Origin of the sequence: Idiomarina sp. Sol25, from assembly GCF_033052775.1 — a bacterium.
Classification (GTDB): domain Bacteria; phylum Pseudomonadota; class Gammaproteobacteria; order Enterobacterales; family Alteromonadaceae; genus Idiomarina.
In genome coordinates this window covers 1-453 of record NZ_JAUPEW010000043.1, presented here as the reverse complement: position 1 = coordinate 453, position 453 = coordinate 1, and the positions used below count along the sequence as shown (strand labels likewise).

1 protein-coding gene is annotated in these 453 nt (G+C 57.0%); it reads left to right on the top strand.

Annotated features, from left to right (window positions below):
* The coding region (locus Q5L94_RS13380; protein ID WP_317498860.1) for a DUF6716 putative glycosyltransferase at positions 1-453 on the top strand (453 nt) is incomplete at both ends.

The window sequence follows — 453 nt, the reverse complement described above, 5'->3', positions numbered from 1 at the left end:
GCCGCGCAGAAAACCGGCCCCATCCAGCGGGTTCTGTTTGCCGACCAGCCCACGGTTCCGGAAAATCGCGAGGAGCGCCTGTTCGTCTATAACTCAATGATCCGCTATGCCCTGCGTCACCCCGATCGCGAAGTAATCCTGAAACCTCGCCACCGGCCGGACGAGGATACCTTCCACAAGATGAAGTTTGCGCCCGAGGCCTTGCTGAAAGACAGGGAGGTTCCGTCCAATTTCAGCATCGACTACACTCCGATCAGCGAAATGGTGCACAACATTGACCTGATGGTGACCATGAGTTCCACCGCAAGCCTTGAAGCTTTGGCTGTCGGAACACGCGTCGCTTATCCGCTCGACCTCGGCGTCCACGAAAAATACGGCAACCATGTCTTTGAAAAAACCGGACTTCTGCGGAGCTTCGAGCAAATCATGGCCGATGACATCGGCACGCCCGCC